This window comes from Cellulomonas sp. ACRRI, from assembly GCF_022346185.1.
In the GTDB taxonomy this organism is placed as follows: domain Bacteria; phylum Actinomycetota; class Actinomycetes; order Actinomycetales; family Cellulomonadaceae; genus Cellulomonas.
Window position 1 is genome coordinate 36,312 of the sequence record NZ_JAKRMS010000008.1, and the last position, 24,979, is coordinate 61,290.

Annotated in this window: 23 protein-coding genes; 7 read left to right on the top strand and 16 right to left on the bottom strand. The window is 75.5% G+C overall.

Features of this window, described 5'->3' with window-relative positions; translation table 11 throughout:
* Nucleotides 1-29: 29 nt before the first annotated feature.
* The 4 genes from MHY85_RS03500 to MHY85_RS03515 form a co-directional block, all read right to left on the bottom strand.
* A complete protein-coding gene (locus MHY85_RS03500) occupies nt 30-842 on the bottom strand; it encodes a glycerophosphodiester phosphodiesterase family protein (RefSeq protein ID WP_239193214.1) in 813 nt (270 codons plus the stop codon).
* Nucleotides 839-2,197 carry an ABC transporter substrate-binding protein gene (locus MHY85_RS03505; RefSeq protein WP_239193216.1) on the bottom strand — a complete coding sequence of 453 codons (1,359 nt, stop codon included), beginning with the start codon at nt 2,195-2,197 and terminating at the stop codon, nt 839-841. Before MHY85_RS03505 ends, MHY85_RS03500 begins: the two co-directional genes overlap by 4 nt.
* Before the next feature lie 111 nt (nt 2,198-2,308).
* On the bottom strand, nt 2,309-3,235 hold the full coding sequence (locus MHY85_RS03510) for a carbohydrate ABC transporter permease (RefSeq protein WP_239193218.1): 927 nt from the start codon (nt 3,233-3,235) through the stop codon (nt 2,309-2,311).
* Nucleotides 3,232-4,188 carry a carbohydrate ABC transporter permease gene (locus MHY85_RS03515; RefSeq protein ID WP_239193219.1) on the bottom strand — a complete coding sequence of 319 codons (957 nt, stop codon included), beginning with the start codon at nt 4,186-4,188 and terminating at the stop codon, nt 3,232-3,234. The genes MHY85_RS03510 and MHY85_RS03515 overlap by 4 nt, the downstream gene beginning before the upstream one ends.
* 214 nt (nt 4,189-4,402) lie before the next feature.
* On the opposite strand from MHY85_RS03515, the gene MHY85_RS03520 reads away from it, so the two are divergent.
* Both MHY85_RS03520 and MHY85_RS03525 read left to right on the top strand, forming a co-directional pair.
* Complete coding sequence (locus MHY85_RS03520; protein WP_239193221.1) at nt 4,403-5,170, top strand: AzlC family ABC transporter permease; 768 nt, start codon at nt 4,403-4,405, stop codon at nt 5,168-5,170.
* Nucleotides 5,167-5,487 (top strand): AzlD domain-containing protein, encoded by a 321-nt coding sequence (locus MHY85_RS03525; RefSeq protein ID WP_158373133.1) that lies wholly within the window; start codon nt 5,167-5,169, stop codon nt 5,485-5,487. Before MHY85_RS03520 ends, MHY85_RS03525 begins: the two co-directional genes overlap by 4 nt.
* A gap of 21 nt (nt 5,488-5,508) precedes the next feature.
* Here MHY85_RS03525 and MHY85_RS03530 read toward each other — a convergent pair whose 3' ends face one another.
* Complete coding sequence (locus tag MHY85_RS03530) at nt 5,509-6,324, bottom strand: thymidylate synthase (protein WP_239193223.1); 816 nt, start codon at nt 6,322-6,324, stop codon at nt 5,509-5,511.
* A 73-nt stretch (nt 6,325-6,397) separates the two neighbouring features.
* On the opposite strand from MHY85_RS03530, the gene MHY85_RS03535 reads away from it, so the two are divergent.
* The 3 genes from MHY85_RS03535 (at nt 6,398) to MHY85_RS03545 (ending at nt 10,365) form a co-directional block, all read left to right on the top strand.
* Nucleotides 6,398-7,867: an NAD-dependent succinate-semialdehyde dehydrogenase gene (locus tag MHY85_RS03535; RefSeq protein WP_239193224.1), complete on the top strand. Its 1,470-nt coding sequence runs from the start codon at nt 6,398-6,400 to the stop codon at nt 7,865-7,867.
* Between the two features lie 5 nt (nt 7,868-7,872).
* On the top strand, nt 7,873-8,433 hold the full coding sequence (locus MHY85_RS03540) for a GNAT family N-acetyltransferase (RefSeq protein ID WP_239193226.1): 561 nt from the start codon (nt 7,873-7,875) through the stop codon (nt 8,431-8,433).
* Between the two features lie 159 nt (nt 8,434-8,592).
* Complete coding sequence (locus MHY85_RS03545; RefSeq protein WP_239193227.1) at nt 8,593-10,365, top strand: bifunctional diguanylate cyclase/phosphodiesterase; 1,773 nt, start codon at nt 8,593-8,595, stop codon at nt 10,363-10,365.
* A gap of 38 nt (nt 10,366-10,403) precedes the next feature.
* Here the strand turns inward: MHY85_RS03545 and MHY85_RS03550 are convergent, their stop codons facing one another.
* The 7 genes from MHY85_RS03550 to MHY85_RS03580 form a co-directional block, all read right to left on the bottom strand.
* Nucleotides 10,404-10,907, bottom strand: a complete 504-nt coding sequence (locus tag MHY85_RS03550) for a hypothetical protein (protein WP_239193229.1) — start codon at nt 10,905-10,907, stop codon at nt 10,404-10,406.
* Nucleotides 10,908-10,948: 41 nt separating this feature from the next.
* Entirely contained in the window at nt 10,949-11,704 is a 756-nt protein-coding gene (gene dapB, locus MHY85_RS03555; RefSeq protein WP_239193231.1) for a 4-hydroxy-tetrahydrodipicolinate reductase, read from the bottom strand.
* A gap of 9 nt (nt 11,705-11,713) precedes the next feature.
* Nucleotides 11,714-12,574, bottom strand: a complete 861-nt coding sequence (locus MHY85_RS03560) for a hypothetical protein (protein WP_239193233.1) — start codon at nt 12,572-12,574, stop codon at nt 11,714-11,716.
* Between the two features lie 133 nt (nt 12,575-12,707).
* The gene (locus MHY85_RS03565) at nt 12,708-14,036 is read right to left on the bottom strand and encodes a pitrilysin family protein (protein ID WP_239193235.1); all 1,329 of its coding nucleotides are present in this window, start codon (nt 14,034-14,036) and stop codon (nt 12,708-12,710) included.
* A 1-nt stretch (nt 14,037) separates the two neighbouring features.
* Nucleotides 14,038-16,269 carry a polyribonucleotide nucleotidyltransferase gene (locus tag MHY85_RS03570; protein WP_239193237.1) on the bottom strand — a complete coding sequence of 744 codons (2,232 nt, stop codon included), beginning with the start codon at nt 16,267-16,269 and terminating at the stop codon, nt 14,038-14,040.
* 211 nt (nt 16,270-16,480) lie between these two features.
* The gene (gene rpsO / locus MHY85_RS03575; RefSeq protein WP_154730160.1) at nt 16,481-16,750 is read right to left on the bottom strand and encodes a 30S ribosomal protein S15; all 270 of its coding nucleotides are present in this window, start codon (nt 16,748-16,750) and stop codon (nt 16,481-16,483) included.
* 129 nt (nt 16,751-16,879) lie between these two features.
* Entirely contained in the window at nt 16,880-17,899 is a 1,020-nt protein-coding gene (locus tag MHY85_RS03580) for a bifunctional riboflavin kinase/FAD synthetase (protein WP_239193238.1), read from the bottom strand.
* Between the two features lie 155 nt (nt 17,900-18,054).
* Between MHY85_RS03580 and MHY85_RS03585 the strand changes: the two genes are divergently transcribed.
* Nucleotides 18,055-18,495 (top strand): YdeI/OmpD-associated family protein, encoded by a 441-nt coding sequence (locus tag MHY85_RS03585; protein WP_239193239.1) that lies wholly within the window; start codon nt 18,055-18,057, stop codon nt 18,493-18,495.
* 96 nt (nt 18,496-18,591) lie between these two features.
* Here the strand turns inward: MHY85_RS03585 and truB are convergent, their stop codons facing one another.
* Nucleotides 18,592-19,557, bottom strand: a complete 966-nt coding sequence (truB, locus tag MHY85_RS03590; protein WP_239193241.1) for a tRNA pseudouridine(55) synthase TruB — start codon at nt 19,555-19,557, stop codon at nt 18,592-18,594.
* Nucleotides 19,554-20,186: a TetR/AcrR family transcriptional regulator gene (locus tag MHY85_RS03595; RefSeq protein ID WP_239193243.1), complete on the bottom strand. Its 633-nt coding sequence runs from the start codon at nt 20,184-20,186 to the stop codon at nt 19,554-19,556. The genes truB and MHY85_RS03595 overlap by 4 nt, the downstream gene beginning before the upstream one ends.
* Before the next feature lie 74 nt (nt 20,187-20,260).
* On the opposite strand from MHY85_RS03595, the gene MHY85_RS03600 reads away from it, so the two are divergent.
* On the top strand, nt 20,261-21,760 hold the full coding sequence (locus tag MHY85_RS03600) for a DHA2 family efflux MFS transporter permease subunit (RefSeq protein ID WP_239193245.1): 1,500 nt from the start codon (nt 20,261-20,263) through the stop codon (nt 21,758-21,760).
* A 152-nt stretch (nt 21,761-21,912) separates the two neighbouring features.
* Here MHY85_RS03600 and rbfA read toward each other — a convergent pair whose 3' ends face one another.
* Together rbfA and infB are read right to left on the bottom strand one after the other, a co-directional pair.
* Entirely contained in the window at nt 21,913-22,371 is a 459-nt protein-coding gene (gene rbfA / locus MHY85_RS03605; RefSeq protein ID WP_239193247.1) for a 30S ribosome-binding factor RbfA, read from the bottom strand.
* Between the two features lie 98 nt (nt 22,372-22,469).
* On the bottom strand, nt 22,470-24,979 hold a 2,510-nt coding region (gene infB / locus MHY85_RS03610; protein ID WP_239193248.1), incomplete at its 5' end, for a translation initiation factor IF-2.

The following is a 24,979-nucleotide window of genomic DNA, read 5'->3' on the forward strand; positions in this document are numbered from 1 at the left end:
CCGGCGCGGGGCGGGGCGTGCTCAGGGCGTCAGGACGCGCGGGCCGCGAGCCAGCCGGCCAGGCGGTCCGGGCGGTCGGTGATGACCGCGTCGACGCCCAGGGCGACCGCGGCCGCCCAGTGCTCGGGCTCGTTGAGCGTCCAGACCTGGACCTGCAGGCCGGCGGCGTGCAGCCGCGCGACCAGGTCCGGGTGCTCGACCAGCAGCGGGCCGTACGGGTTGACCGTCATGACGCCGAGCTCGCCCGCGACGCGGACCACCTCGTCGACCCCGCCGTCCTCGGGCACCTGGAAGATGAGCAGGCCCCGCCGGAGCGAGGGGTCCGCCGCCGCGAGCGCCCGCACGGACTCGGGCCAGAACGACTGCCCGATCACCCGGTCGGCCAGCCCGGCCGCGCGGATCGCCTCGGTGACCGGCCGGACCTGCTCGACCGTGAAGGCGCCCTTGAGCTCGAGCAGCAGGTCGATCCCCGGCCGGCGGACCATCAGGTCCAGCACCTCGGCGAACGTCGGCACCCGCTGCCCGGCGTAGGCGGCCGCGAACCACGAGCCCGCGTCCAGGGCCCGCACGGCGTCGAGCGTCATCTCGCCGACGACGCCCTGCCCGTCCGTGGTGGCGTCGACGGTGTCGTCGTGGATCACCACGACCTCGCCGTCGGCGGTCGGCTGGATGTCGATCTCGATGCTGTGCGCCCCCGCCCGCCAGGCGGCCTCGAAGGCGGCGAGCGTGTTCTGCGGGGCGACCGCGGAGTTGCCGCGGTGCGCGACGACCGCGGGCGCCCCGGCGCCGGGGCCGCCCTCCCGGGCGACCCCGGCGACCGGGCCGGTGACGGTTCCGGTCACAGGTACGGCTCCACGTTCTCCGTGTAGGCCGTCTCGATCTGCGGCGTGACGGAGTCGAACGCCTCGGCCGGGTCGGTGCCCTCCAGGACGATCTGCTCCAGCGCGTCGGTGAGCAGCGCGTCGGCGCCCGGGACGAACACGCGGATGTAGTCCTGCGGGCGCGCCTTCTCCGCCAGCTGGTCGACCGCGGTGCGGAACTGCGGGTACTGCTCGTACACGGCCTGCATGGTGTCGGACTCGACGGCCGACGTGCGCACCGGCATGTAGCCCGTCGCCTGGGAGAACGTCGCGGTGTTCTCGGTGTTCGTGAGGAACTCGAGGAACATCGCCGCGGCGAGCTGCTTCTCCGGGGTGCTGGAGGACGAGATCGCGAGGCCGGTGCCGCCGGTCGGCGTGCCGCCGCCCTGGGGGCCGTCCGGCAGGTACGCCGTGCCGACCTCGAACGAGGCCGCGTCCAGCGCGCCCTTCAGCGAGCCGGTCGAGCCGATGGTCGACGCGATCAGGCCGGACGCGAAGTCCGCCATCGAGTCGTCCGCCGAGACCGTGGCGATCGCGTCGTCGCCGTGGAACAGGCCGCGCAGGAACTCGCCGCCGGCCAGCGCCTCCTCGGAGTCGAGCGTGACGTCGAACTCGTCGGAGTACTCGCCGCCCTGGCCCCAGATCATGTTCTCGAACCACCAGGCGGACCAGGAGGTGCCGAGGGACAGGCCGAACGGCGAGCCCTCCGCCGGGACCTGGGCCTCGAGCGCGGTGCTCCACTCCTGGAGCTGCTCCCAGGTCTCCGGGCCCTCGTCGGGCAGGCCCGCGGCGGCCCACATGTCCTTGTTGTAGTAGAAGAGCGGCGTGGAGCGCGCGTACGGCGCGGCCCAGTGCTGGCCCTCGTACTCGTAGTCGCCGTACAGCCCCTGCTGGAAGTCGTCCGCGTCGGCGTCGAGCGCCTCGAAGACGTCGTCGAGCGGCATGATCTGGTCGTTCAGGTGGTACCGGAACCACCAGACGTCGGACGCGATGACGAGGTCGGGCTTCTCGTCCGTCTGCGAGGCGGCCTGGAACCGCTGGGCGACCTCGTCGTAGTTGGCGCCGGCGGTCACCAGGTTGACCGTGATGTCCGGGTTCTCGGCCTCGAAGTCCGCGATGAGCTGCTCCTCCACGGCCTGGGACTGGCCGGGGTGGTTGCTCCACCAGGTGATCTCGGACGCGGGCTCGACCTGCGACCAGTCGGTCGCCTCGGCGGCCGCGGACTCGTCGGACGAGGCGGCGGTCGACGGGCCGCCGCACGCCGTGAGCGCGAGCGTCGTGCCGGCGACGGCAGCGGCGAGGGCCAGGGTGCTGCGGCGCCTGCGGGGGTGGGACACGTGGTGCTCCTTCGGGGTTCGCGCGCCGCGTCGCGGCGCTCGGGGGCTGACGGGCGCGCGGGGGCGCGACCGTCTCAGGCGGCCGGCGGACCGGCCACGTCGGGGGCGGGGTCAGCCGGTGACGGCGCCCGCGGTGAGGCCGGCGACGAGCCGGCGCTGCAGGACCAGGAAGACGACGAGGATCGGCAGGGTCACGACGACCGTGGCGGCGAGCAGCACGCCCCAGTTGGTCAGGCCGTCGATGTTCTGCAGCAGGGTCAGGCCGATCGGCAGCGTCATCTTGTCGGCGCGGTCGATGACCAGGAACGGCCAGAGGTAGTCGTTCCACTCGGTGACGACGGACACCAGCGTGACCGCCGCGATGGTCGGCGTGCTCATCGGGACCACGAACCGCCACAGCTTGCGCCAGTGGCCGGCGCCGTCCAGCTCCGCGGCCTCGAGGATCGAGGCGGGCAGCGTCAGGAAGTGCTGGCGGAACAGGAAGGTGCCGAACGCGCTGGCCAGGCCCGGGACGAGGATGCCCTGGTAGGTGTTCAGCCAGCCGAGGTCGGCGACCAGGGTGTAGTTCGGGATGATCGTGACCTGCGGCGGGATCATCAGCGTGGCGATGACCAGCCCGAACACGATCCGCTTGAACGGGAACTCCAGGAACACCAGCGCGTACGCGCAGGTGAGACCGAGGACCACCTTGAGGCCGGCACCGACGACGGTCAGGCCGACGCTGTTCAGCAGCAGCCGGCCGAGCGGCACGGTGTCCGCGGCCTGCGCGTAGTTGTCCAGGCTGGGCGCGCCCGGCAGCCACTGCACCGGGAACTGGTACAGCTCCTGGGAGGTCTTGAGGCTGGCGAGCAGCATCCAGATCAGCGGGGCGCCGAGCACGATCGTCGCGAGGGCCATCGTGAGGTAGCTGGCGACGTGCGGGCGCTGCTGGCGGCCGGGCCGGGAGGAGGCGTCCGTCGGGCGGACGTCGCGCCGGGTGGGCGCCGCGGGCGGGGTCGCGGCCTCGGCGGCCGGGCGACGGGGCGTCAGGACGCTCATGCGTAGTGGACCTTCCGCTGGACGAACCGCATCTGCACCGCGGTGACCGCCAGCAGCACGAGGAACAGGACGGTGGCGACGGCGGAGGCGTAGCCCGCGCGGCCGTTGACGAAGCTCTCCTGGTACACGGAGTACATGAGCGTCGTGGTCGACCCGAGCGGGCCGCCCTGGGTCATCGCCTTGATGATGTCGAACGACTGCAGGGAGGCCAGCATCATCGTGACCAGCAGGAAGAACGACGTCGGGGTCAGCAGCGGCAGGATGATCGACCGCAGCGTCCGGAACGACGAGGCGCCGTCGAGGGCCGCCGCGTCCTTGAGGTCCTGCGGGACCGACTGCAGTCCGGCCAGGTAGATCAGCGCGACGTACCCGAGGTTCTTCCACAGGTACACGACGATCACCATGACCAGCGGCCACGGGCGCTCGGTGTACCACTGCGGCGAGGAGGCCCCGACCCAGCTCAGCACCTCGCGCATCAGGCCGTACCGCGGGTCGAAGATGAACAGCCACAGGATGCCGACCGCGAAGCCGGACAGCACGTAGGGCGCGAACGCCACGGTGCGGGCGAAGCCGCGGCCGCGGAGCTTCTGGTTGAGCAGCACCGCGAGGCCGAGGCCCAGCAGCATCGCGCCGCCGACGGTCGCGACGGTGAACACGACCGTGGTCGTCACGACCTGCGTGAAGTTCCGCGAGGTGAACAGCTCGACGTAGTTGCCCAGACCGATGCTGCGGGCGACGGGCGAGCCGAGGTTCCACTGCAGGGTGGACAGGTAGAACGACTGGATCAGCGGCCGGTACACGAACACCAGCAGCAGGGCCACGTTGGGCCCGGCCAGCAGGAGGAACCAGAGGAGCGCAGACCGGCGGCGGCGCGACTGGAGCGCACCCCGGTGCCGGGGGGCGCGCGCGGGCGCGGCCGCCGGCGGCGGGGCGAGGACTTCGGCTGTGGACACGGGGAGGGATCCGCTTCGTCAAGGGGCAGGTGCTGGCCCGCTCCGTCGCCGGCCCTGGACACCCTGCCCCGGCCACGCCACCGGGGACGACCCCTCCCGGGGTGCGTTCCGCAAGGCTTCCCGGGTCGTTCACCTGGGGTTCCGCGGCGTCACCGGGCGGTCAGCGGGTGGACGCCCGGGCGACCGCCCGACCCGGACGTCCTACCCTCGTCGCGTGCCCGCCCGCTCCCCCGCGGACCGGTCCGACCCCGCCGTCCGGTCGGCCGTCCGCACCGCCGTGTCCGTCTCCGTGGCCACCGGGCTGTACGGCGTCTCGTTCGGGGCGCTGTCCGTCGCCGCCGGCCTGGACGTCCCGCAGACGATGGCGCTGAGCCTGCTGATGTTCAGCGGCGGCTCGCAGTTCGCCGCGGTGGGCGTCGTGGGCGCCGGCGGCGGGATCGGGGCCGTCGTGGCGACCGCGGGGCTGCTGGGGGCGCGCAACGGCCTGTACGGGGTGCAGGTGGCCCCGCTGCTGGGCGCCTCCGGCTGGCGGCGGCTGCTCGCGGCGCACCTGACGATCGACGAGTCCACGGCGGTCGCGACCGCGCAGCCGACCGGGGCCGCGACCCGCGCCGGGTTCTGGTGGACCGGGGCGGGCGTCTTCGTGCTGTGGAACGCCTTCTCGCTCCTGGGTGCGCTGCTCGGCGACGCGCTGGGCGACCCGCGCCGGTACGGGCTGGACGCCGCGGCCGGGGCGGCGTTCCTCGCGCTGCTGTGGCCGCGGCTGTCCGGGGGCGACCCGCGGGCGACGCGGATCGTGCGCGTCGTGGCCGTGGCGGCCGCCGTGCTGGCGCTGGCGCTCACCCCCGTGGCCCCGCCGGGGGTGCCGGTGCTCGCGGCGGCCGCGCTCGCCGTGCTCGTGGGCGCGCTGGACGGCGGCCCCCGGGGCGCGGGCGAGCCGGGCGACGACGGGCGCGACGCGGCGCCGGTGGTGACCCCGTGAGCCGGCTCGCGGTGTGGTGGGCCGTGCTGGCCGCCTCGGTCGTCGTGCTCGCCACGAAGGTCGCCGGGCACCTGGTCCCCCGCGCGCTCCTCGAGCGGCCCCGGGTCGTCCGCACCGCCGCGCTGGTGACCGCGGCGCTGCTGGCCGCGCTGGTCGCGGTGCAGACGGCGACGACCGACGGCGCCCTGGTGCTCGACGCGCGGGTGGCGGCGCTGGCGGTCGCGGCCGTCGCCCTGCTGCTGCGCGCGCCCTTCGTCCTCGTGGTGCTGCTCGCCGCCGCGACCGCCGCCCTGCTCCGCTGGCTGGGCCTGCCCTGACGCGGGCGCCGGGCGGTGCCGTCAGACCGCGACGGGGGCCTTGATCGCCGGGTGGTGCTGGTAGTTCTCGATCGTGACGTCCTCGTAGGTGTACTCGAACAGGCTCGGGGCCCTGCGCAGCACCAGGCGCGGAGCCGGGAAGGGGTCCCGGGTGAGCTGCTCGCGCACCTGCTCGACGTGGTTGTCGTAGATGTGGCAGTCCCCGCCGGTCCACACGAAGTCGCCGACCTCCAGGTCGACCTGCTGCGCCACCATGTGCGTCAGCAGCGCGTAGGACGCGATGTTGAACGGCACGCCGAGGAACAGGTCCGCCGACCGCTGGTACAGCTGGCAGGACAGCTTCCCGTCGGCCACGTAGAACTGGAAGAACGCGTGGCACGGCGCCAGCGCCATGGACGGGATGTCCGCGACGTTCCACGCGGACACGATGTGCCGGCGCGAGTCGGGGTCGCGGCGCAGGCCGTCGAGCACCTGCGCGAGCTGGTCGATCGTCCCGCCGTCGGGGGTCGGCCAGGACCGCCACTGCACCCCGTACACCGGGCCGAGGTCGCCGTCCTCGGCGGCCCACTCGTCCCAGATGTGCACGCCCTTGTCCTGCAGCGTGCGGGCGTTGCGCTCGCCGCGCAGGAACCAGAGCAGCTCCTCGGTCAGACCCCGCAGGAAGACGCGCTTGGTGGTGACGAGCGGGAACCCCTGCTGCAGGTCGAACCGCATCTGGTGCCCGAACACGCTGCGGGTCCCGGTGCCGGTGCGGTCCGCCTTGGGGGTGCCGGTCTCCAGCACCAGGCGGAGCAGGTCCTCGTACGGCGTCTCGATCGGTCCGGCGGGGGTCGTCATGGGGCCATCGTAGGGTTCCGCCCGGCCGATCTCGGGGTGCCGCTCGGCGACGTCCGGGTCGACACTGGGCCCCATGACCTCGCCGCTGCCGCCGTACGTCGCCGCCCACACGCCCACCGGCCTGCTGATCGACGGCGAGTGGCGGCACGCCACCGGCCGGGGCGCGTTCGCCGTGGCCGACCCGGCCACCACGGACGTGCTGTTCGAGGTGGCCGACGCCACGCCCGAGGACGGCCTCGCGGCGCTCGACGCGGCCCACCGGGCGTTCCCGGCGTGGCGCGAGGTCGCCCCGCGGACCCGGTCCGACGTGCTGCGGGCGGTGTTCGACGCGATGGTGGCCCGCGCGGAGGACCTCGCGGCGCTCATCACCGCGGAGGGCGGCAAGCCGCTGGCCGAGGCCCGCGCGGAGGTGCAGTACGCCGCGGAGTTCGTGCGCTGGTACTCCGAGCAGGCGGTGCGCCTCGACGGGCTGACCCGGCGCGCGCCCGCGGGGACGCACCACCAGCTCGTGCTGCGCCGCCCCGTCGGCCCGGCGCTGCTCATCACGCCGTGGAACTTCCCGATCGCGATGATCACCCGCAAGGTCGCGCCCGCCCTGGCCGCCGGCTGCCCCGTCGTCATCAAGCCGGCGCAGCTCACGCCGCTGACCACCGCGTACTTCGCCGAGATCGTCCGGGCGGAGCTCGACGCGCGCGACCTGCCCGCCGGGGTGATCAACGTGCTGCCCACCTCGTCGTCACGCGCGCTGACCGAGCCGGTGATCGCCGACCCGCGGCTGCGCAAGCTGTCGTTCACCGGGTCGACCGAGGTCGGGCGCTCGCTGCTCAGGCAGGCGGCGGACAACGTCCTGCGCACCTCGATGGAGCTCGGCGGGAACGCGCCGTTCCTCGTGTTCGCGGACGCCGACCTGGACGCCGCGGTCGAGGGCGCCGTCGCCGCCAAGATGCGCAACGCCGGGCAGACCTGCGTCGCGGCCAACCGGTTCCTCGTGCAGGAGGAGGTCGCCGCGGAGTTCGCCGACCGGCTGACCGCGGCCTTCGACCGGCTCGTCATGGGGCCCGGGACGGCCCCCGACGTCACGGTCGGCCCGCTCATCGAGAAGGCGGCCGTGGACCGGGTCGAGGAGCTGGTGACGGAGGCCGCGGACGACGGCGCCCGGGTGCGGACGGGCGGCGAGCGCCCCGGCCGGCGCGGGTACTTCTACCCGCCGACCGTGCTGGACCGGGTCCCGGAGGACGCCCGCGCCGTCCGGGAGGAGATCTTCGGGCCGGTCGCCCCGGTGGTGACGTTCGCGGACGAGGCCGACGCCGTCCGGCTGGCGAACGCGACCGAGTTCGGGCTGGTCGCCTACGCGTACACGCGGGACGTCGGGCGGGTCGTGCGGCTGGCGGAGAGCGTCGAGACCGGGATGCTCGGGATCAACCGCGGCATGGTGTCCGACGCGAGCGCGCCGTTCGGCGGCGTGAAGTCCTCCGGCGTCGGCCGCGAGGGCGGCGAGGCCGGGATCGAGGAGTATCTGGAGCCGCTGTACGTGGCATTGTGAGCGGCATGGACCCCCTGCTCGCCGCCACCTCCGACGTCTCCGTCCGGCCCGCCGTCCCCGGGGACGAGGGGGCCGTCGCGGCCGTGCAGCTCGCCGCCTGGCGTGCCACCCTCGGCGACCTGGTCGGCGAGGAGGTCCTGGACCGGGTGGACCCGGCGCGGGTCACCGACCAGTGGGCCGCCGCGATCGCCTCCCCGCCCGGGCGCGGGTACCGCGTGCTGGTCGCGATGCACGGCCCGCGGCTGGTCGGGTTCGCCTCGGTCGCGCCGGTCACCGCCCCGCCCGGGTCCGGCGACGACACCCCGGGCGGGGAGATCCTCGCGCTCGAGGTCGACCCGGCCGAGCGCCGGCTCGGCCACGGCTCCCGGCTGCTGGCGGCCGTCGTCGACCTGCTGCGGGACGAGGACCGGGCGACCAGCGTGCAGACCTGGGTGGTCGCCGGCGACACCGCGCGCGAGCGGTTCCTCGGCTCGGCCGGGCTCGGCGACGTCGGCGCGACCCGGGTGCTCGGCGAGCAGGACGACCCGCGCGAGATCACCGAGCACCTGTGGGGCGCCAGCATCTGACGCGCGCGGGCACGTCGCCGCGCGACCGCCGGCCCGGACGCGGCCGGAGGGGTGAACCCGTCACCCGCACGGGTCGGCCCCGGTGAACGGCGCGCGAACGGTCGGCGACGGCCCGCGCCGACCGCTCAGCCGGGCCGCGCGGCGGGCGATCGTGCGGGCGTGTCCCCCCAGACCCGCGCGCCCTGGCGGCGCGCCGACCGCGGCCGCGCCCTCGCCGACCTGGTCTCCGCCCCCGTCGTCGTCGCCCCCACCGACTCGTGCGAGGCGGTGGACGTCGGCTTCCGCACCCGGTGGACCGGCTCCTCGGTGCTCGTCGCCCCGCGGGAGCCCGGCGGGGGGTTCGGGATGGTGGCCCGCAAGGACTTCCTGACCACCATGACCGGCCGGTACGGCTTCGGGCGCTCGCTGTGGGGGCGGCGGCCGGTCGCGGACGTCGCCCGGTGGGACGTGCCGTGGGTCGACGTCCGCGCCTCGCTGACCGAGGCCGCCGAGCGGCTGGTCACCGGCGACGGCTACCAGGACATGCTGGTGACCGGCGCGGACGGCGGCCCGGTGGGGATCCTCGACCCCACGACGCTGATGGAGGCGCTGGCCGCCGAGCTCGCGCACGAGGCGTCGCACGACCACCTGACGGGCGTGACCTCCCGGGCGCGGTTCGTCGACGGCCTGCGCGAGCTGTGCACGGCCGCGCGCGAGGACGGCGGGGCGGTCGTCCTCGCGTTCCTCGACCTCGACCGGCTCAAGGAGGTCAACGACACCCTCGGGCACTCGTTCGGCGACGCGCTGCTGCACTCGGTCGCGACCCGGCTGGCGGCGTGCGCGCAGCCCGGCGACGTGGTCGGGCGGCTCGGCGGAGACGAGTTCGCGCTCGCGCGGCTGCTGCCGCCGCAGACGCCCGACGACACCTGGCGCGTGCGGGCCCTGGACCTCGGCGAGGTGCTGCGCGCCGCCATCGCCGCGCACGACCCGGGGCTGCCGGTGCCGGCGCACTCCCGGGTGTCCGTCGGCCTGGCGCTCGGAGCGGGCGCGCTGGTGGACCACGACCGGCTGCTGCGCGAGGCCGACCTCGCGATGTACGGCGCCAAGAAGGCCGGCGGGGACCGGGTCCGGCTCGCGGGGGCGGACGCGGGCCGGGGCGCGGCGGCGGCCGCCGGTCCGCTGGTGCCCACGGGTCTGGCCGCGCTGCCCGGGCTGGACCTGGACGCGCTGGAGGTGCACTACCAGCCGATCGCCGGCACCGCGGACGGGACGGTGCACGAGGTCGAGGCGCTGCTGCGCTCCCGGGACGGCGAGGGGCGGCTGGCGGGCCCGGTGGCGCCCCTGGACCGGGCCGCGCGGGCCGGGCTGGCCCTCGAGCTCGACCTCTGGGTCCTGGAGCGCGCGTGCGGCGACCGGGCGGCCTGGCGGGACGGGCTCGGCGACGGCGCCCCCGCGGTGGTGAACGTGAACCTGTCCCCCGCCGCGCTGGAGGAGCCCCTCCTGGCCGAGCGGGTGCTCCGGGTGCTCGACGCCACCGGCACGCCGCACGCCGCCGTCCGCCTGGAGCTGTCCGAGGCCGCCTCCGAGGCGCAGGTCGCCGGGGCGCTCCGGGCGCTCGACGCGCTGCGGGCCGCCGGGGTGCCGATCGCGCTCGACGACCTGGGCGGCGCGATGTCCGGGCTGCGGCAGGTCTCGCGGCTGCCGGTCGACGTGCTCAAGATCGACCGGTCGGTGGTGGCCGGGATGCTCGACGACCCGCTGGACGCGCTGCTGGTCGAGCTGGTGCACCGGATGGCCGTCGAGCAGGGCATGACGGTCGTCGCGGAGGGCGTGGAGTCGCAGGCGCAGCTGGACGCGCTGCGGGACGCGGGGGTGCCGCTGGTGCAGGGCTTCCTGGTGGCGCGCCCCATGCCGGCGGACGCCCTGCACGCGTACCTGGCCGGCGCCGCCTGACCCGCGCCCGCATCAGCCGGGCCGCGAGCGCCCTCGCGTCAGGACAGGCCGCGCGGGGTCTCGCCCGCCGTGGGCGTGCGGCCGCGGTGCACGCGCGACGCGTGCCGCAGGGCCGCACGGGCGCGGCGCCGGTCGCCGGCCGCGTCGTAGGCGAACGCGAGCCGGTACCAGGTGCCCCAGTCGCCCGGCGCCGCCGCCTCGGCCTCGGCCCGGGCCGCCGCGAACTGCTCGGCCGCGGCAGCGCGGTCGATCCGGCCGCCGGGGCTGCGCGGCAGGTCGTCGACGGGCAGCTCGCCGCGCGCCGCGAGGGTGTCGGCCATCCGCTGCACGTCCACGGCCAGCAGCCACTCCCGGGCGACCAGGCCGAGCACCAGCAGCGGCAGCAGCGCGAACGCGGCGCCGAGCCCGACGCCGACCGGCTCGCCGGTCCGGATCAGCGCGACCGCGCGACCGGCGACCAGCCACAGGTAGAGGCCGAGCAGGGCGGTGAGGGCGATCGCGGCGACGAGGCCGGTGCGCCGCCGCGCGGGCGAGGCGGGCACGGGCGCGCCGTCGCCGGGGCGCCGGGACTCCCCCACGGCCGTCAGCCCAGGTCCAGGTAGTGCTCGAGCCCGACCGTCAGGCCCGGACGCGACCCGACCTGCCGCACGGCGTGCAGCACGCCCGGCATGAACGACACCCGGTCGAACGAGTCGTGCCGGATCGTGAGCTGCTCGCCCGGGTTGCCCAGCAGGATCTCCTCGTGCGCGACGAGCCCGCGCAGCCGCACCGCGTGCACCCGCACGCCGTCCACGTCCGCGCCGCGGGCGCCGTCGAGCGACGCCGTGGTGGCGTCGGGGACGGGGCCGAGCCCCGCCTCCCGCCGGGCGGCCGCGATCGCGGCGGCGGTGTGCCTGGCCGTGCCCGACGGGGCGTCGACCTTGTCCGGGTGGTGCAGCTCGACCACCTCGACCGACTCGAACCAGCGCGCGGCCCTCGCGGCGAAGGCCATGGCCAGCACCGCGCCGAGAGCGAAGTTCGGGGCGACGAGCACGCCGACGCCGGGGCGGCCGGCCAGGTCGGCCTCGACCCGGGCCAGCGACTCGGCGGTCCAGCCGGTGGTCCCGACGACCGCGTGCACGCCCTGCGCCACCAGCGACCGGACGTTGGCCTCCGCGACCGCCGGGACCGTGAAGTCGACGGCGACCCGGGCGCCGGTCGCGGCCACGGCGCCGACGTCGTCGCCGTGCTCGAGGGCGGCCACCAGCTCCAGGTCGGGCGACGACTCCACGGCGTCGACGACGGTCCGTCCCATGCGGCCGGCCGCGCCCAGCACGGCCACCGTGATCGCTTCAGTCACCGCTGCACCCTATGCGGTCGCGAGCACGTCCTCCATGCCGCGCACGGCCCGGCGCAGCTCCAGCGCCCCGAGCCCGGTGAACCGCTCGACCTCCCGCTGGGGGTAGCCGGCGTCCGCGTAGGCGCGCAGCACGCGGACGACCCCGACGGCGTCGCCGCGGTCGTCGACGCCGAGCTCGCGCACGGCGCAGGACAGCCGGACCGTCGACAGGAACGCCGACGGGCTGAGACCGACGTGCGCCGCGAGCAGGGCGTGCAGGCCGGCGAGCGAGCGGTCGACCTCGCGCGCCAGGTCGACCGGGCGGACCAGCCCGCGCTCGGCGTCGGCGTACCGGGCGACCCGGTCGACGGCGTCCCGCTCCGCGGGCGGCACGGGGCGTCGGACGGCCGCGGCCAGCGCGTCCTCCAGCACCGCCACGCACGCGGCGGCCGCGGCGCGCTCGCCGAGGCCCGCGGCGGCGTCCCAGGCGGCGCGCATCCGCGCGGCCAGCGCGGGCTCGTCCAGGTCGAGCGCCACGCCCAGCGGGCGGTGGTCGTCCACCAGGAAGCCCTCGGGGTGCAGCGCGGACAGCGCCCACGGGGCCAGCCGGGCACCGACCTCCCAGGACTCGGCGTCCCCGGCGGGCAGCACCACCCCGGGCACGACCCGCGGTCCGCGCAGCACGCTGCCGACCGTCTCCGCCTCGCGCGTCAGCGGGTCGACCCACCGCACCGGCGCGCCGAGCCGGACGACCACGGACGGGCGCCCGTCCGGCAGCGCGACCCGCGGCGGGGCGGCGTGCGGCGCCCGGGCCACCCAGAACGCCTCGACCAGCCCCGGCGACCGGGGGGCGACGGCGACGGAGCGGCGGGCGGAGGTGACGGCGGCCATGCCCTCATCATCGTCCCGCGCGGCGCGCGGCGGAACGGGACCTCCGGCCCGGCCCGCCCGGGCGGTGCCGCCGGGAACGGCAGGAGCCGGGCCCCGCGAGGGGGCCCGGCTCCCGGACGGTCGCGCGCCGGCGTCAGTCGCCGAACGGCCCGACCCGCACCACGGACCGCGGCCGCGACGCCAGGTCGGCGGCCAGCTCCTGCACCTCGCGGGCCGTGACCGCGCGGACGCGGTCCAGCGACTCCTGCGTGGACAGCAGCTCGCCGTGCACCAGCTCGGACTTGCCGAGCCGGCTCATCCGCGACCCGGAGTCCTCCAGGCCGAGGACCAGGCTGCCGGACAGCTGCCCGACCGACCGGCGCAGCTCGGCGTCGGTGATGCCGCCGTCCGCCAGGCGCTCCAGCTCGGCGACCAGCAGCTCGGTCACCTCGTCGATCTTCGCCGGCGCGCAGCCCGCGTACAGGCCGAACACGCCGGTGTCGGCGTGCCCGGACGCGAACGAGTACGTCGAGTACGCCAGACCCCGCTTCTCGCGGATCTCCTGGAACAGCCGGGACGACATGCCGCCGCCCAGCGCCGCGTTCAGCACGGAGAGCGTGAACCGGCGGGGGTCGGTGGCGGTGAGCCCCGTGCCGCCGACGATGACGTTGCCCTGCTCGGTGGTGCGGCGCACCGTCACCTCGGAGGCGCCGGCGGTGACCGGCTGCGCCGCGGAGGCGCCGCGGCGCGCGGCGGGCGCCGCGCCCTCCGCGAGGTCCCAGCCGCCGTCCCGCAGCGCCCGGGCGACCTGCGCGGCCAGCGCGTCGTGGTCGACGTTGCCCGCCGCGGTCACGACCAGGGTGTCCGGGCGGTAGTGCTGCCGGTAGTGCTCCCAGACGGCGTCCCGGGGCACGGCGCGGATGGTGTCCGGCGTGCCGCCGATCGGCCGGCCCAGCGGGTGGTCGCCCAGCACGACGGTGGCGAACCGCTCGTGCACGACGTCGCTCGGGTCGTCGTCGTTCATGGCGAGCTCCTCGAGGATCACGCCGCGCTCGGTCTCGAGCTCGTCGCGGTCCAGGCGGGCGGAGGTCACCATGTCGGCGATGACGTCGACCGCCATCGGCAGGTCCTCGTCGAGCACCCGGGCGTAGTAGCAGGTGTGCTCCTTGCCCGTGGCGGCGTTCGCCTCGCCGCCGACCTCGTCGAACGCCTCCGCGATGTCCATCGCCGTGCGCCGCGCGGTGCCCTTGAACAGCAGGTGCTCCAGGAAGTGGGTCGAGCCGTGGTGCCCGTCCGACTCGTCCCGGGAGCCGACGCCGACCCACGCCCCGACGGACGCGGACCGCACGCCGGGGACGTGCTCGGTGAGCAGGCGGACCCCGCCGGGCAGGACGGAGCGACGGACGGATCCGTCACCCGCCTGCCCGGCGGTCACGTCGCTGCCCGGGGTGCCGGGCGCGACGAGCGGGAGGTCCAGCGGCACGTCAGGCGTCGGCCGGCTCGGTCGTCGCGGCCTCGTCCGAGCCCGCGCCCTCGTCCTCGACCACCGCGTGCAGCGACAGCTTGCCGCGCGGGTCGATCTCGCCGATCTCGACCTGGACCTTCTGGCCCACGCCGAGGACGTCCTCGACCTTCTCGACGCGCCGGCCGCCGACGAGGCGACGGATCTGCGAGATGTGCAGCAGGCCGTCCTTGCCCGGGGACAGCGAGATGAACGCGCCGAAGGTGGTCGTCTTGACGACCGTGCCGACGAAGCGCTCGCCGATCTCCGGCATGTGCGGGTTGGCGATCGCGTTGATCGCCGCCCGCGCGGCCTCCGCCGACGGACCGTCGGTGGCGCCGATGTAGACCGTGCCGTCGTCCTCGATCGAGATGTCGGCGCCGGTCTCCTCCTGGATCTGGTTGATCATCTTGCCCTTCGGGCCGATGACCTCGCCGATCTTGTCGACCGGGACCTTCACCGAGATCACGCGCGGGGCGTTCGGCGACATCTCGTCGGGCGTGTCGATCGCCTCGTTGATGACGTCGAGGATCGCGAGGCGCGCCTCCTTGGCCTGGGTCAGCGCGTCGGCCAGCACGGAGGCCGGGATGCCGTCGAGCTTGGTGTCGAGCTGGATGGCCGTGACGAACTCGCGGGTGCCGGCGACCTTGAAGTCCATGTCGCCGAACGCGTCCTCGGCGCCCAGGATGTCGGTGAGCGCCGCGTAGCGGGTCTCGCCGTCGACGGTGTCGGACACGAGGCCCATCGCGATGCCGGCGACGGGCGCGCGCAGCGGCACACCCGCGTTCAGCAGCGACAGGGTCGAGGCGCACACGGAGCCCATCGAGGTCGAGCCGTTGGAGCCGAGGGCCTCGGACACCTGGCGGATCGCGTAGGGGAACTCCTCGCGGCTCGGCAGCACCGGCACGAGCGCGCGCTCGGCGAGGGCGCCGTGCCCGATCTCGCGCCGCTTCGGCGAGCCCACGCGGCCGGTCTCACCGGTCGAGTACGGCGGGAAGTTGTAGTTGTGCATGTAGCGCTTGCGCGTCTCGGGCGACAGCGTGTCGAGCTGCTGCTCCATGCGGAGCATGTTCAGCGTGGTGACGCCCAGGATCTGGGTCTCGCCGCGCTCGAACAGCGCCGAGCCGTGCACGCGGGGCAGGACCTCGACCTCGGCGGACAGCGTGCGGATGTCCCGCAGGCCGCGGCCGTCGATGCGGAAGCCGTCGGTGAGGATGCGCTGGCGGATGACCTTCTTGGTCACCGAGCGCACCGCGGCGGACAGCTCCTTCTCGCGGCCCTCGAACGAGGCGGCGAGCTGGTCCAGGACCTCGGCCTTGATCTCGTCCAGCCGGCCCTCGCGGGTCTGCTTGTCCGCGATCTGCATGGCCTCGTGGATCTTCGCCTCGGCGGCGCCCTCGACGGCCTCGTACGCGTCCGGCTGGTAGTCCGGGAACGTCGGGAAGTCGCGGGTCTCCTTGGCGGACTGCGCGGCGAGCTGCTGCTGCGCCTCGACGAGCGCGCGGATGAACGGCTTGGACGCCTCCAGGCCCTCGGCCACGACGGCCTCGGTCGGGGCGGTGCCGCCCTCGTCCTTGATGAGGTTCCAGGACTTCTCCGGCGCCTCGGCCTCGATCATCGCGATCGCGACGTCGTCGCCGACGACGCGGCCGGCCACGACGATCTCGAACGTGGCGCGCTCGCGCTCGGTGTACCGCGGGAACGCGACCCACTGGCCGTCGATCAGGGCGATGCGCACGGCGCCGACCGGGCCGGAGAACGGCAGGCCGGAGATCTGGGTGGAGATGGACGCGGCGTTGATCGCCAGCACGTCGTACGCGTCGTCCGGGTGGATCGCCAGGACGGTGACGACCACCTGGACCTCGTTGCGCAGGCCCTTGACGAACAGCGGGCGCAGCGGGCGGTCGATCAGGCGGCACGCCAGGATCGCCTCGGTGGACGGGCGGCCCTCGCGGCGGAAGAACGAGCCGGGGATCTTGCCGGCGGCGTACTGCCGCTCCTCGACGTCCACCGTCAGCGGGAAGAAGTCGAACTGGTCCTTGGGGTGCTTGCCCGCCGTCGTGGCGGACAGCAGCGCGGTCTCGCCGTCGAGGTAGGCCATCGCGGCGCCGGCGGCCTGCTTGGCGAGGCGGCCGGTCTCGAAGCGGACGGTGCGGGTGCCGAAGCGACCGTTGTCGATCACGGCCTCGGCGAACTGGATCTCGGGACCCTCCACGGGTGCCCTCCTTTGTCTCGAAGGCGCCGGACCGGTCACGGCGGTCTTCGATCGAGGCACTCGGACACGGACGTTCCGGGAACCACTACCGAGGACCGGACGCGTCGACCGGCGCGGAGTGAGAGTGGTGCTGAGGTGGTGCACGCCGGCCCCCCGGGGGCCGACGCAGGACCAGCCCGGACCCCGATCGGGGTCCGGGCTGGTCAGGCGGTCACCGGCGCAGGCCGAGCCGCTGGATCAGGCTGCGGTAGCGGTCGATGTCGACCTTCTGCAGGTAGCCCTGGAGGCGACGACGCTGGCCGACCAGCAGCAGCAGGCCACGGCGGCTGTGGTGGTCGTGCTTGTGCGTCTTGAGGTGCTCGTTCAGGTCGTTGATGCGCTGCGTCAGCAGGGCGATCTGGACCTCCGGCGAGCCGGTGTCACCCTCGTGGGTGGCGTACTCGGCCATGATGGACTTCTTGGTGGCGCTGTCGAGGGGCACGACTCTCCTGGATTGTCTCGTTGCGCGGTGCTCCGGGGCAGGTCCACCCGGGCGCTCTCGTTCCGCGGCCGTTCTGACGGCTGTGCGAGTCTACCAGGTGCGGGTGCCGGACCCGGGTCCGGCCGGGCGTCAGCCGGCGGCGCCGGCCAGGACCTCGCGCACGCCCGCCACGTCCTGGTGCATGCGCGCGACCAGGTCGTCGACCGACTCGAACCGCAGCGTGGGCCGCAGCCGCTCGACGAACTCCAGGACGACCTCCTCGCCGTACAGGTCGAGGTCGGTGCGGTCCAGCACGTACGCCTCGACCCGGCGCTGCAGGCCGGCGAACGTCGGGTTGGTGCCGACCGACACCGCCGCGGGCAGCACGGCGTCCGGCGACCCGGCGGGCACGGCGGGCCGCCGCAGCCACCCGGCGTACACGCCGTCCGCCGGGACCATGCCGGTGGCGTCCTGCGACAGGTTGGCGGTCGGGAACCCGAGGTCGCGACCGCGCTTGTCGCCGTGCACCACCGTGCCGCGCACCCGGTGCGGGCGGCCGAGCACGCGGGCGGCCTGCCGGACGTCGCCGGCGACCAGGAGCTCGCGGACCCAGGTCGACGACCAGCGGCGGCGCAGGGGGTCGGCGAGCGCGGCGGCGTCCCCGGCCGGCTCCGCGGTGCCGTCGGCGGCGGGGTCCGGCGCGACGTCCTCGATCACCTCGACCGCGAACCCGAACCGCTCCCCCAGCTCGACCATGGTCGCGAGGTCGCCGGCGTTGCCCCGCCCGAACCGGACGTCCCGGCCGACGACGACCGTGCGCGCGTGCAGCCCGTCCACGAGGTAGCGCCGCACGAACTCCTCGGCGGTCTGCTGCGCGAAGTCGAGCGTGTAGGTGAGCAGCAGGACGGCGTCGAGGCCGGTCTGCTCCAGGAGCTCCAGGCGGTCGGCGTCACCGGTGAGCAGCGGCGGGGCGGTGTCCGGGCGGTGCACCTGCTGGGGGTGCGGCGTGAACGTCACGGCGACCGAGCGGGCGCCGACCGCGCGGGCGTCGGCGACCATCCGGGTCAGCACCCCGACGTGGCCCCGGTGCACCCCGTCGAAGTTGCCGACCGTCACCACCGACGGCCCGAAGTCCGCCGGGACCTGCGCGAGGTCCGTCCAGCGCTGCACCAGCTCTCCCGTCGGTCGGCGCCTCGCGGCGCGCTGCGCGCCGGCGGGGTCGCGGCGCGGGGACAAGCCTGCCACGGCGCGCGGGGTGCCTCGGGCGCCGCGGCGCTACGCTCGGCGCGCAGCCGCGCCGCGGCCCACGACCCCGGAGGTCCCGCATGGTCACCCTGCGCACCACCCTCGTCGCCACGGGCGGCACGACCACCGGCGTCGAGGTGCCCGAGGACGTGGTCACCGGGCTCGGGCGCGGGAAGCGGGTGCCCGTCGTCGTGACGATCAACGGTCACGCCTACCGCGGCTCGATCGCGCCGTACTCCGGCGGGTACTGGGTCGGCGTCTCGGCGGCGAACCGCGCCGCCGCGGGGATCGAGGCCGGTCAGCCGGTCGAGGTCGACCTCGCGGTGGACGACGCCCCCCGCACCGTCGAGGTGCCGGCGGACCTCGCGGCGGCGCTCGCCGCCGGTGGGTCCGCGGTCGCCGGGGCGTGGGCGGCGCTGTCGTACTCGAAGCAGCGCGCGCACGTGCTGGCGGTCGAGGGCGCGAAGACCGACGCCACCCGGGAGCGCCGGGTCGCGTCGGTGGTCGCGGCCCTGGGCTGACCGGGGCCGTTCCTGGCGTCGAGAGAGGGCCCACCCGCCGAGATAGGGCCGCGGGCGGTCCTATCTCGGCGGGTGGGCCCTATCTCGGCGTGCTGCTCAGGAGGCGGCGGCGAACACCAGGGCCGGGCGGGCGTGCGGGCCGCGGTCCTCGAGGAGCGCCGCCAGGGCGCCGTCGGGGGTCAGGGCGGCGACCGTCACGCCGGCGCCGGTACCCGTCGCGGGGATGCGCTGGCCGTAGGACAGCGCCCGGGCCTCGGCCTCGGTCAGCTCGCGCACGGGGAACGTCGCCCGCGCGGCGTCGGCGAGCGGCAGCGTGTCCAGCGGGACGTCGGCCGGCCACGCCTCGAGGTCCTCGAGCGACCGCGCCCCGTCGATCCCGTACCCCCCGACCCGCGTGCGGCGCAGCGCGGTCAGGTGTCCGCCGACGCCGAGCCCCCTGCCCAGGTCCCGCGCCAGCGCGCGGATGTACGTGCCCGACGAGCACACCACCGTGACGTCGACGTCGAGCGCCGCGACGCCCGAGGCGTCCGCGTCCGGGACCTCGCGCACCTCGTGCACGTCGAACCGGGAGATCGTCACCGGCCGCGCCGCCAGCTCGACGTCCTCGCCCGCCCGGACCCGCGCGTAGGCACGCTGCCCGTCGACCTTGATCGCGCTGACCGCGCTGGGCACCTGCTGGATCGGGCCGGTGAGGCCGGCGACGCCGGCGCCCAGCGCGGCCCGGGTGACGCCGGAGGCGTCGGTGCGCGCCACGAGCTCGCCCTCGGCGTCGTCGGTGGTGGTCGCCACGCCGAGACGGATCGTCGCGGTGTACTCCTTGTCCGCGCCCACGACGTAGGTGAGCAGCCGGGTGGCCCGGCCGACGCCGAGCACGAGCACCCCGGTCGCCATCGGGTCGAGCGTGCCGGCGTGGCCGACCTTGCGGGTGCCGGCCAGGCCGCGGGCCTTCGCGACGACGTCGTGGCTGGTCCAGCCCTGCGGCTTGTCGACCACGAGCAGGCCGTCGGGCGCCGTGGGGCGGCGGGGCCGGTCGGGGCGGCGCTGGTCGCGCGCGGCGGTCACGCGGTCGCCCCGGCGCGGTCGCCCGCCGTGGCGGCGGACCCGGCGGCGACGACCTCGGGGGCGAAGCAGCGCAGGAGCGCGTCGAAGCCGGCGTCCTGCCCGGCGTGCGCGAAGCCGTCCGAGCTGAGCAGCACGTTGATCAGCATGCCGTCGGCCACGAACCGCCGGGCGGTCTCGTCGCCATCCGGGTCGTCCGGCTCGACGCGGTCCCGGAACAGCCGGAAGACCTCGCCGAGCGTGTGCCGCGCGAGCGCGGTCACCTCCGGGTCCTCCGCGGTGAAGCCGTGCATGAGGACGCGCAGCAGGTCGCGGTCGGCCATGAGCTCGACGTACGCGCGCCCGGTGCGCTCGACCGCGCCCGGCCCGGGGTCGACCGCGGCCATCGCGGCCAGCACCCGCTCCGTCGTGTGGCGGTAGGCCTCCAGGAACAGGCGCTGCTTCGACCCGAACAGCCGCACGACGTAGGGCTGCGACACCCCTGCCGCGCGCGCGACCTGGTCGGTCGTCGTCCCCGCGTAGCCGCCCTCGGCGAACACCTCGATCGCGGCGGCGAGGATCTGCTCGCGCCGCTGGTCGCCCGACATGCGGGGGGCGCGAGGGGCGGGCCGGGCGGCGTGCTCGAGGTCCATGGTTGACATGTTATCAGCCGATTACTAACGTCCGTCGTGTCGAAGTAATCAGCCGATGCTTACAGGAGTCCCCGATGTCGACCCCGACCCGCACGACCGCCCGGGGTGCCGGTGCTGCCGGCGCCCCGGCGGACCCGCCGCCCGCCTCCGCGACCGGCTCCCCGGCTCCCGCCGTGCCGCGCCCCGGCGCCCGGGGCGCGACCCGCGCCGTCCCGGTCGCCGTCGCGCTGCTGGCCGCCTCGCTGCCGATGTTCATGGCCACGCTCGACAACCTCGTCGTCACGAGCGCCCTGCCCGTCCTGCAGGCCGAGCTCGGCGCGTCCCTCACCGACCTGCAGTGGGTGGTGAACGCCTACACGCTGGCGTTCGCGTCCCTGATGATCGCCGCCGCCACCCTGGGCGACCGGTGGGGCCGGCGCCGCACCTTCCTCGGCGGGATCGCGGTGTTCACCCTCGGCTCGGTCGCCGCCGCGCTCGCCGGCTCCCCCGGCGCGCTGATCGCCGCCCGCGCCCTGCAGGGCGTCGGCGCGGCCGCGGTCATGCCGCTCTCGCTCGCCCTGCTCGCCGCCGCGGTCCCCGCCTCCCGGCGGGCGATGGCGATCGGCATCTGGGGCGGCGTCTCGGGCCTGGGCGTCGCGCTCGGGCCGGTGGTCGGCGGGGCGGTCGTCGAGGGCATCTCCTGGCAGGCCATGTTCTGGATCAACGTGCCGGTGGCCGTCGTGGCCCTGCCCCTCGTGCTGCGGGCGCTGCCCGAGCAGCGCGGCCGGGCCCAGCGGCTGGACCTGCCGGGCCTGCTGCTCGCCGGCGCGGGCGTGCTCGGGATCGTGTGGGGCGTCGTGCACGGCAACGAGGACGGCTGGACCTCGGCCGGCGTGCTCGCCCCGGTCGTCGGCGGGGTCCTGGCGCTCGCGCTGTTCCTCCGGCACGAGGCACGCACCCCGCACGCGCTCGTCCCGCTGCGGCTGTTCCGGTCGCGCAGCTTCTCCGTCGCGAACGTCTCGGGCTCGGCGTTCTCGCTCGGCGCGTTCGGCGCGGTGTTCCTGCTCGCCCAGTACCTGCAGGTCGTCCAGGGGTACTCGCCGCTGGAGGCCGGCCTGCGGACGCTGCCCTGGACCGCCGCGCCGATGGTCGTCGCGCCGCTCGCGGGGATCCTCGCACCGCGGGTCGGCGTGCGGGTGCTGCTCACCGGCGGGCTCGTCGCGCAGGCGGCCGGGCTCGCCTGGCTCGGGTTCGCCGTCTCGGACGGCGGCTACGGCGTGCTGGTCCCGGGCCTGGTGCTCGCCGGGGTCGGGATGGGCCTGACCTTCGCCCCCAGCGCGACCGCGGTGCTGTCCGGCATGGCGCCGGACGACCACGGCACCGCGTCGTCGACCAACTCGACGCTGCGGGAGGTCGGCGTCGCGCTGGGCGTCGCCGTGCTGACCGCCGTGTTCACGGCCGCGGGCGGGACCATCAGCCCGGACGGCTTCGACGCCGGCCTGCGCCCGGCGGTGCTGACCGGCGCGGCGGTCATCGCGGCGGCCGCGATCGCGTCGCTCGCGATGCCGCGCGGCACGGGCCGCACGGAGGCCTGACCCCCGGCGCCGGGGCTCGTCGGCGGGGCCGCCCGCTCGCTCCGCCAGGTCGTCGCACGCGCACGAGGTCGTCACTCAGGAGTGACGACCTCGTGCCGTTGCCTCGACCTCGCGGTCGCGCGGGGTGCCGACGGGAGCCGGACGGGCGGCGCTCAGCGCGCCGCGTCCGCCTCGTCGGCGTCCTCGTCCTCGTCCGCCGGCCTGCGGTACGGATCGGCCTCGCCGGCGTACTGGGCGCCCGTCGCCAGCGCCGAGACCTCGCGGTCCCGGCGCGCGGCCTCGAGCAGGGCCGCGTCGAGGTGCGCGGCGGTCTCGGGCACGGCGTCCAGGTGGAACTCCAGCGTCGGGGTGAGCCGCACGCCGGTCTGCTTGCCGACCTCGGAGCGGATCAGGCCCTTCGCGCTCTCGAGCGCCTTGGCGGTGCCCTCGCGGGCCTCCTCGTCGCCGAGCACGGTGTAGAACACGCTGGCGTGCTGCAGGTCGCCCGTGACGCGCACGTCGGTCACGGTCACGAAGCCCAGCCGCGGGTCCTTGACCCGGGTGTCGAGCATCTGCGCGACGATCTGCTGGATGCGGTCCGCGAGCTTCCGGGCCCGGGGGTGGTCCACCATGTCGAACTCCTCTCCTCGCCCGCGTCGGCGGGCGCACAGACGGGCGCGGGCCTGCCCCCACGCTCGGCGCGTGGGGGCAGACCCGCAAGTGGGACCGGTCAGGAGCGCGGCTTCTCGCGCATCTCCCAGGTCTCGATGATGTCGCCCACCGTGATGTCGTTGTACGACCCGAGGCCGATACCGCACTCGAAGCCCTCGCGGACCTCCGTGGCGTCGTCCTTGAACCGCTTGAGCGACTCGACGGTGAGGTTGTCGCCGATGACCGCGCCGTTCCGGAGCACCCGCGCCTTGGTGTTGCGGCGGATCTCCCCGGACCGGACGATCGAGCCGGCGATGTTGCCGAACTTGGAGGAGCGGAACACCTCGCGCACCTCGGCGGAACCGAGCTGCACCTCCTCGTACTCCGGCTTGAGCATGCCCTTGAGCGCGGCCTCGACGTCGTCGATCGCCTGGTAGATGACCGAGTAGAACCGGACGTCCACGCCCTCGCGCTCGGCGAGGTCCTCCACCCGCTCCGCGTACTTGACGTTGAAGCCGATGATGATGGCGTTGTCGACCGTGGCGAGGTTGACGTCGTTCTGCGTGATCGCACCGACACCGCGGTGGATGACCCGCAGGTCGACCTCGTCGCCCACGTCGATCTTGAGCAGCGCGTCCTCCAGCGCCTCGACGGCACCGGACACGTCGCCCTTGAGGACCAGGTTGAGGGTCTCGACCTTGCCCTGCTGCAGCGCCTGCGTGAAGTCCTCGAGGCTGATGCGCTTGCGGCGCTTGGCCAGGAGGGCGGCGCGCTCGGCGGCCTCGCGCTTCTCGGCGATCTGCCGGGCGGTGCGCTCGTCCGGCGCCACCAGGAAGGTGTCGCCGGCGCTCGGCACCGACGCCAGGCCGAGGACCAGCACCGGACGGGCCGGGCCCGCCTCGGTGACGTTCGCGCCGTGCTCGTCGAACATCGCCCGGACGCGGCCGTGGGCCGTGCCCGCGACGATCGCGTCGCCGACGTGCAGCGTGCCGGACTGGACCAGGACGGTCGCGACGGCGCCGCGGCCCTTGTCGAGGTTCGCCTCGATGGCGACACCGCGGGCGTCCTTGTCGGGGTTGGCCCGCAGGTCGAGCGCGGCGTCCGCGGTCAGCAGCACGGCCTCGAGCAGGTCGTCGATGCCCATCCGCTGCTTGGCGGACACGTCGACGAACATGGTGTCGCCGCCGTACTCCTCGGCCACCAGGTTGTACTCGGTGAGCTGCTGGCGGATCTTGGCGGGGTTGGCCCCCTCCTTGTCCACCTTGTTGACCGCGACCACGATCGGCACGTTGGCCGCCTGGGCGTGGTTGAGCGCCTCGATGGTCTGGGGCATCACGCCGTCGTCCGCCGCGACCACGAGGATCGCGATGTCCGTCACCTGCGCACCGCGGGCACGCATGGCGGTGAACGCCTCGTGGCCCGGGGTGTCGATGAACGTGATGGCCCGGTCCTGGCCCTCGTGCTCGGTCCGGACCTGGTAGGCGCCGATGTGCTGGGTGATGCCGCCGGCCTCGCCCGCGACGACGTCCGTGGACCGGATGGCGTCGAGGAGCTTGGTCTTTCCGTGGTCGACGTGACCCATGACCGTGACGACCGGCGGGCGCGGGAACAGGTCCTCGTCGGACTCGCCCTCCAGCTCGGCGTCCAGGTCGATGTCGAAGGCCCCGAGCAGCTCGCGGTCCTCCTCCTCGGCCGAGACCATCTCCACGACGTAGCCGAGCTCGGTGGCCAGCGTGCCGAAGGTGTCCTCGTCGAGGGACTGGGTCGCGGTCGCCATCTCACCGAGGTGGAACAGCACCGTGACCAGCGAGGCCGGGTTGGCGTCGATCTTGTCGGCGAAGTCGTTCAGCGACGAGCCGTGGCGCAGGCGGATGACGGTCGAGCCGTTCCCGCGGGGCACCTGCACGCCGCCGAGCGACGGCGCCTGCATCTGCTCGAACTCCTGGCGCTTCGCGCGCTTCGACTTCCGCCCGCGGACGGGACGGCCACCGGCGCGACCGAACGCGCCCTGGGTCGAACCACGGCCACCGGCACCGGGACGGCCACCGCCGCCACCGGGACGGCCGGCGAAGCCGCCGCCACCACCGGGACGGCCACCGCCGCCGCCGTAGCCGCCGCCACCGCCGCCGGGACGGCCACCGCCGCCGCCGGCACGGGCCGGACGGTCGCCGGGGCGGCCGACGCCGCTGGTGCTGCGGCCCGGCATCATGCCCGGGTTCGGGCGCGGGCCGCCGGGACGCGGCGCGGCGGGACGGGGCCCGCCGGGACGGTCGCCGGCACCCGCACCGGCCTGCGCGGCCGGGGCCTCGGAGCGGCGCTCGCCCGGACGGGGCATGCCCTGCGAGGACGCGAACGGGTTGTTGCCGGGGCGCGGGCCACCGGGGCGCGGCCCGCCGGAGCGGGGCATGCCCTGGGAGGGCGCGAACGGGTTGTTGCCCGGGCGGGGTCCGCCCGGACGCGGCGCGCCACCGGGACGCGGGCCGCGGTCACCGCCGCCCTGACCCTCGGACTGCCGCGCCGGCTGGGCGGGACGCGGCGCCGGGGCGGCCGGACGGGCCGGGCCGGGGCGCGCGGCCCGCGTCCCGGTGG

Excerpts from the sequence above, each read along its gene's own strand:
- MHY85_RS03510 (WP_239193218.1), bottom strand. The coding sequence starts at position 3,235 with ATGAGCGTCCTGACGCCCCGTCGCCCGGCCGCCGAGGCCGCGACCCCG.
- MHY85_RS03530 (WP_239193223.1), bottom strand. The coding sequence starts at position 6,324 with ATGACGACCCCCGCCGGACCGATCGAGACGCCGTACGAGGACCTGCTC.
- MHY85_RS03535 (WP_239193224.1), top strand. The coding sequence starts at position 6,398 with ATGACCTCGCCGCTGCCGCCGTACGTCGCCGCCCACACGCCCACCGGC.
- MHY85_RS03540 (WP_239193226.1), top strand. The coding sequence starts at position 7,873 with ATGGACCCCCTGCTCGCCGCCACCTCCGACGTCTCCGTCCGGCCCGCC.
- MHY85_RS03560 (WP_239193233.1), bottom strand. The coding sequence starts at position 12,574 with ATGGCCGCCGTCACCTCCGCCCGCCGCTCCGTCGCCGTCGCCCCCCGG.
- MHY85_RS03585 (WP_239193239.1), top strand. The coding sequence starts at position 18,055 with ATGGTCACCCTGCGCACCACCCTCGTCGCCACGGGCGGCACGACCACC.
- MHY85_RS03595 (WP_239193243.1), bottom strand. The coding sequence starts at position 20,186 with ATGGACCTCGAGCACGCCGCCCGGCCCGCCCCTCGCGCCCCCCGCATG.
- MHY85_RS03600 (WP_239193245.1), top strand. The coding sequence starts at position 20,261 with ATGTCGACCCCGACCCGCACGACCGCCCGGGGTGCCGGTGCTGCCGGC.
- rbfA (WP_239193247.1), bottom strand. The coding sequence starts at position 22,371 with ATGGTGGACCACCCCCGGGCCCGGAAGCTCGCGGACCGCATCCAGCAG.